The sequence below is a fragment of the Arhodomonas sp. KWT genome (assembly GCF_010993615.1).
Map to the genome: position 1 here is coordinate 1 of NZ_WNXE01000253.1, position 2,976 is coordinate 2,976.

General features: G+C 54.6%; 4 protein-coding genes. All 4 read left to right on the forward strand.

Annotation, left to right across the window (positions count from 1 at the left end; all coding sequences use genetic code 11):
* A partial coding sequence (locus tag G7A99_RS17440; protein WP_163142521.1) for a DUF3400 domain-containing protein occupies positions 1-378 on the forward strand: 378 nt, incomplete at its 5' end.
* Positions 379-1,307: 929 nt separating this feature from the next.
* Positions 1,308-1,673, forward strand: a complete 366-nt coding sequence (locus G7A99_RS17445; protein WP_163142524.1) for a hypothetical protein — start codon at positions 1,308-1,310, stop codon at positions 1,671-1,673.
* Positions 1,670-1,942 (forward strand): hypothetical protein, encoded by a 273-nt coding sequence (locus tag G7A99_RS17450; RefSeq protein WP_163142527.1) that lies wholly within the window; start codon positions 1,670-1,672, stop codon positions 1,940-1,942. The genes G7A99_RS17445 and G7A99_RS17450 overlap by 4 nt, the downstream gene beginning before the upstream one ends.
* Positions 1,943-2,042: 100 nt before the next feature.
* Positions 2,043-2,936, forward strand: coding sequence for a YaaC family protein (locus G7A99_RS17455; RefSeq protein WP_163142530.1), 894 nt, complete (start codon positions 2,043-2,045; stop codon positions 2,934-2,936).
* Positions 2,937-2,976: the final 40 nt, after the last annotated feature.

The following is a 2,976-nucleotide window of genomic DNA, read 5'->3' on the forward strand; positions in this document are numbered from 1 at the left end:
AAGACCCACGACGCGCAGAAGACCGCGAGCACCCTCATGGGCACCGAGGTCCCGCTGAACGACCGCTGCTGCGGCGAAGCGGGCACCTTCGCCGTCAGCCGGCCGGACATCGCCAGCCAGGTCCGCTTCCGCAAGGAAGAGGAGTACAACAAAGGCCTGGAAGAGCTCACTGGCGAGCCCACCGCCGAGAAGGGCAAGGTGAAGATGCTCACCTCCTGCCCCGCGTGCCTCCAGGGCCTCTCGCGCTACGAGGACGACACCGGCGTCGAGGCGGACTACATCGTCATCGAAATGGCCAACCACCTCCTCGGCGACGGCTGGCAGGAACAGTTCATCGAACGCGCCCAGGCCGGCGGCATCGAAAAGGTGCTGCTGTAACCAACCGCCACCGCGGTGAGCCCGAGTGCGGCGCGAGTTCCACCCCCGGTGCGAGGCCATTGGTGCCCGTCTCCCTTGACGGGAGAGGGGCAGAGGCCATTTGTGCCCCCCTCTCCCTTGATGGGAGAGGGGCTGGGGGAGAGGGTGGAAGCCGTCCGCACCGAGTTCCACGATGCGCGGCAGCACCCGTAGGTCGTGCACGGCCCCCGGCCGTGTGCGACATCTCCCTCAACCACCCCCCCAAACAACACCCCCAAAAAAACCCGCCCGCCACCCCGATCACCCCCAACGAATCGCCTTTCAAACGCCCTTCATCGATACGGCATCGATAACGACCGCGCCCACACCCGCACAATGCAGCCAACACCGCGAAGCCCGCGCCCCGAAACCTCGTCGAAAACGAAAATCCAGCGTATTGAACACCGGCCCTGCGCCGCCGCAATGACGCCTCCCGCAGCCGTCAGGTCGATGAGAAACATCCTGACTTACGTTAGGCCCAAGCCTTGCGGCTACTGCCTGTTCTGGTACAGGATGAACCGACGGATCCAGGTCAGGCACGCCTCTCCTGCGCGAATCCAATAACGATGTCCCCGCACCAGGGAACGGACACGATAGAGAAAAGGAGCGCTCTTCCGTGACACTCTGTCGCCCCTCCATGGAACGCTGTACAGACATGCCACACCCGCCTGACCGGTGGCGCGCAAGCGCGTATTGCGGCAAATGTCCGCCTATCATGCCGTCCACGTCCCGCATACGGCGGATAGTGGACGCCGGAGCGCCGGGCCAGCGCTGCTCTGAAGCGGCACCTCACAGGCAGAGTAGTTAGGGGTATGGCGCATGCGTATTATGCGGACAGAGTCCGTGTTATAACGCGGACGTTGTCCGTCTATTAGCTGTTAGGTTGAGGAAGCGTACAATGGGACCATCTTATGGATAACGTCCGAGAAAGTGCTTACAGAGTAATCAAAACGGTTGCAAGTCCATTACGTTTTTTTGCAGTAGCTGCAATCTCTCTCGCATTAATAATTATCGTATTGGCTTGGAAGTCGTCTCTTCCGCCAGAGGTTACTGTAAGCATTATAACCGCCGCATTTATTGTTCTTCTTATATTGATTGTGCTTGTTGCAATTCTGGTTGTATTTTGGCCGAAGAAACTAGTCTTTGACCAAGAAGCCCACCTTACTGTTCTTCGTGAAAAGTTGGGCGATAACGAGCTGCCAGTATTATATGAGCCGGGAGCATTGCCAAACGTGTCTGCAAGTAACGCAATAGATCAACAAGGAGATGAGAAATGATTCTCCTTATTTCTTATGACCTTAATAAGCTAGGCCAAGATTACAGCAGTCTTTACCAGGAAATAAAAAAGGCCGGTGCATGGTGGCACCACTTAGATTCAACGTGGATTATTAGTACAAGCCAAGGCCCTAATGAGTGGCAGAAACGCTTGAAAAGCCACATGGATAATAATGACAACCTTTTGGTTATTGAAGTGTGCGACAATTACCAAGGTTGGCTGCCTGAAAAAGCATGGAAATGGCTTCATGAACGGAACTTTAGGTGCTAATACAACCTAACAAATCCGTAAACTCGGACACATTTATCGTTCGCTACGCTCACAATAAATGCGCCGGTTACGGCTAGCGTTAAGAATCATTGGTGTGAGTATGCCATTCAGCGACATCCATCATAAGGGTAAGCCGCTCACCATACACAAGGCTGTCACTCAACCGCACTTCGATGAGAAGACGGTTCTGGTGACCGACACCTGGGACTATGTGGATCTATGGCTGAAACGTAAACGTAGCTACAAGGCGCGTTTTTACTGGGGGCAGGCGCGTTCTTTCTATGACGCGACTCAAGCACTTCCGAAAACCGCCAGTCCGCTGACGGCATACTATTGCTTTCTTAACGCAACAAAGGCCTTGTTGCTCGCGAAGGGCGTTCCCTTTAGCGATGCCCATGGCGTCACCGGCTACACGACAACCGGGAAGTCCGCTCTGGCCAATGAGTACGTCAAATTCAAACCGGGAGGGATACTTCCGGCGTTGTGCACCCATTTAGGCGAGCCCGCGACGGAGGTTACGTACACACTGAAGGATCTACTCTACAACCTTGCGTACATACATAGAGCATTTGATTTAACGTATGAATCGGCGCCGGAACTCTTTGTTCCTGTTAGCAACCCACGCATTGTCCGGTCGACGCGCACACATGAAGCTTGGTTCGTTGCCGAGCTCCGCGAGAAGTACGCGAGTATGAATACTGTGAACCGGTTGCCATCAGCGTTCGAGCGTGAATTGGGTGCGGATGACAAATACCTGGTGCGCCTGAGGCATCGATTCAACTGGCGCCCTAAGGATAAAGCGAACAGCCTACGACGCTATCAAAATTATCACAGGCGGGTCCGAAGGCATCTGCACTATATATGTGGTCCGCAGAGGCTCTGGTATATAAAGCGGAACAACAATGTTGCCGGTCACATCCTACGGTCGCACATGACGCTCTCGTTCGCAGCTATGCATACTAACCTTAAAGAAAGTAAAGCCATGATGTGTTAGGTTTTGCATCATGAGATGCAAACGCTCCAACGATGGCCGC